Genomic DNA, 3142 nt, shown 5'->3' on the forward strand with positions numbered 1-3142 from the left:
CGGCAAGATCTGGTTCTCCGCCCCGGACGGCGCCGGCCTGTGGTCGGTGCTGCGCGACATGGATTCGCGCTGCGAATCCACCCGGCAGGGCCGATCGATCGGTACGCGAAGATGCTCACGGGGTAGGGAAGAGGCAGCCGCGCACCAGGAGGACACGCAATGGACGTCGTGATCGGGATCGACACCGGGACCACCGCCACCAAGGGGGTGGCCGCCGGGCCCACCGGCGAGCTGCGTGCCCTGACCAGCGTCCACTATCCGCTGTCGGTGCCCGGCCCGGGCCGCGCCGAGCTCGACCCCACCCAGCTCACCGACGCGGCGGTCAAGGCGCTCACCGACGTCGCCGCCGAGTGCGCCCGCAACGGCGACCGGGTGATCGCGGTGAGCCTCAGCTCGTTCCTGCACGCGCTGGTCCCGATGGACGCCGCCGGCAAGCCGGCCGGCGCCGTGGTGACCTGGGCCGACGGGCGTTCCGCCGAGCAGTGCGAGCGGATCGTCGCATCGGGCCGCCACGCGAAGCTGCAGGCGCGTACCGGCACGCCGGTGCATCCGATGTCGCCGCTGACGAAGCTGGCCTGGTGGAGCGAGAACGACCCGGAGACGCTGCGCGGCACGGCCCGGTGGGGCGGTGTCAAGGAGCTGATCGTGGCGGCGCTGACCGACGAGCCCTTCCTCGTCGACCTGTCGATAGCCTCGGGCACCGGCCTCTACGACATCCACTCCCGGCAGTGGGACGCCGAGGCCCTGGAGCTCGCCGGGATTCGCCCGGCCCAGCTCGCCGAGGTGGTGCCCACCACCCACCGGCTGCGGCTGCGCGCCGACGTGGCGGCCGCCGCGGGCCTCGCCCCGGACACCCCGCTGATCATCGGGGCGGCTGACGGGCCACTCGCCAACCTCGGCGTCGGCGCCACCCCGGCCGGGGTCGCGGCAGTCTCGCTCGGCACCAGCGGCGCTTTGCGTACGGTCGTCGGCCGCCCCACCACCGACGAGGCCGGGCGACTGTTCTGCTACGCGCTCACCGAGGACCGCTGGGTGATCGGCGGCGCGGTGAACAACGCCGGCTCGGTGGTCCGCTGGGCGGGGCAGAGCTTCGCCGCCGGTTTCGAACGGCCCGGCGCCGAGGGCGAGGACGCCGACGAGCGTGACGCTGCCCTGCTGGAGGAGGCCGCGGGGGTGCGGGCCGGCAGCGAGGGCCTGCTCTGCCTGCCCTACCTGCTGGGGGAGCGGGCCCCGTGGTGGCGTTCGGGGCTGCGCGGCGCCTATCTCGGGCTGCGCCGGGAGCACAGCCGCCCGCACCTGGTCCGGGCTGCCGTGGAGGGGGTCTGCCAGCAGCTGGCGCTGGTCCGCGACTCGTTCGACGCGGAGGGCTGCCCGGTCACCGAGATCCGGGCGACCGGCGGCGCGGCCGCCTCCGAGCTGTGGATCAGCATCCTGGCCGGCGCGCTGGACCTGCCGGTCTCGGTGGCCGACACCCCGGAGGGCACCGCTCTCGGCGCCTGCCTGCTGGCCCGGCACGCCCTCGGCGAACTGCCCGATCTGGACGAGGCGGCCGCGCTGGTCCCGACCGGCCGGCACACCCGCCCCGACCCGGACGACGCCGCCCTCTACCGCCGGCTGCGCCCGCTGGTCGAGCGCTCCGCGCTCGCCGTCCTCGACGTGGTCGCCGAACTCGACAAGCTCGCCCCCGAGCCGCTCCCCGCCACCGAGAAGGCCGTCCACTCCTGAGACCAGCGGGTGAACACACGCCGCGCCCTGGAAGATCGCGCGCTGTGGTGCACCCCGCGTTGACGGGTGTGCGGGCGGTAGGAAAGAGTGACCGGCGAGCGGTAGCGGAGGAACCCGGTGCGAATCCGGGACGGTCCCGCCACTGTGACCGGGGAGCGACCCGCTACCCAGACGCCACGACCCGACCGGGCCGGAAGGCGAGCGGGAAACGTCGATCCGGGAGTCAGGAGACTCCGGCCGCTCGTGACGACCGACGCGCGGGCGTGGACACCCGCCGGAAGGGATTCCCGTGACGAGCCCGTACCCGTTCTCGGCCGTGGTCGGCCTGGACGACCTGCGCCTGGCGCTGTTGCTCACCTCCGTGTCACCGGCCGTCGGCGGCGTGCTGGTCCGCGGTGAGAAGGGCACCGCGAAGAGCACCGTGGTCCGCGCCCTGGCCGGGCTGCTGCCGCCGGTCGTCGTGGTCGCCGGCTGCCGGTTCGCCTGCGACCCGGCCGCGCCCGACCCGGACTGCCCGGACGGCCCGCACCCGGCCGGCGACCCGGTGGTCCGGCCGGCGACCCTGGTGGAGCTGCCGGTCGGCGCCACCGAGGACCGGGTGGTGGGCACGCTCGACCTGCAGCGCGCGCTCGGTGACGGGGTGAAGGCCTACGAGCCGGGTCTGCTCGCCGCCGCTCACCGCGGGGTGCTCTACGTCGACGAGGTCAACCTGCTTCCCGACCACCTGGTCGACCTGTTGCTGGACGCGGCCGCGATGGGCCGCGCGCACGTCGAGCGCGACGGGGTCTCGGTCAAGCACGCGGCCCGGTTCCTGCTGGTCGGCACCATGAACCCGGAGGAGGGCGAGCCCCGCCCGCAGCTGGTCGACCGGTTCGGCCTGGTGGTCACCGTGGCGGCGCCCCGGGACGCGGTGCAGCGCGCCGAGGTGGTGCGCCGGCGGCTGGCCTACGAGGCGGACCCGGCCGGTTTCGCGGCCCGCTTCGCGCCGGCCGAGCGGGACTACGCGTCGCGGATCGCGGCCGCCCGCGCGCTGCTGCCGTCGGTCGAGCTGCCCGACGCCGAGCTGGACCGGATCGCCCGGGTCTGCCTCGCCTACGGCGTGGACGGGATGCGCGCCGACATCGTGGTGGCCCGCTGCGCGGTGGCCCTGGCGGCCTGGCACGGCCGCACCCGGGTGACCGCGGACGACGTCCGGGACGCGGCGCGGCTCGCTCTGCCGCACCGGCGCCGCACCGACCCGCTGGACCCGCCCGGCACCGACGAGGAGAAGCTCGAGGAGGCCCTCGCCGAGGCCGAACGCCAGGCCGAGCAGGAACGCGCCGAACAGGAACGCGCCGAACAGGAAGGCACGGCTGGGCAGGACTCCGGGCCGCGCGCCGAGGACGACCCCGATCCCGACGGCGACGGACCGGACGAC

At 75.5% G+C, this 3142-nt stretch carries 2 protein-coding genes and 1 riboswitch; both genes read left to right on the forward strand.

Annotated elements, in window-relative coordinates:
- Positions 1-159: 159 nt before the first annotated feature.
- Entirely contained in the window at positions 160-1725 is a 1566-nt protein-coding gene (locus AB0F81_RS50915) for a gluconokinase (protein WP_360211646.1), read from the forward strand.
- A 107-nt stretch (positions 1726-1832) separates the two neighbouring features.
- A riboswitch (cobalamin riboswitch) is annotated at positions 1833-1959 on the forward strand.
- 55 nt (positions 1960-2014) lie between these two features.
- A partial coding sequence (locus AB0F81_RS50920; RefSeq protein WP_360211648.1) for an ATP-binding protein occupies positions 2015-3142 on the forward strand: 1128 nt, incomplete at its 3' end.

The organism is Actinoplanes sp. NPDC024001, assembly GCF_040638955.1.
Lineage (GTDB): Bacteria > Actinomycetota > Actinomycetes > Mycobacteriales > Micromonosporaceae > Actinoplanes.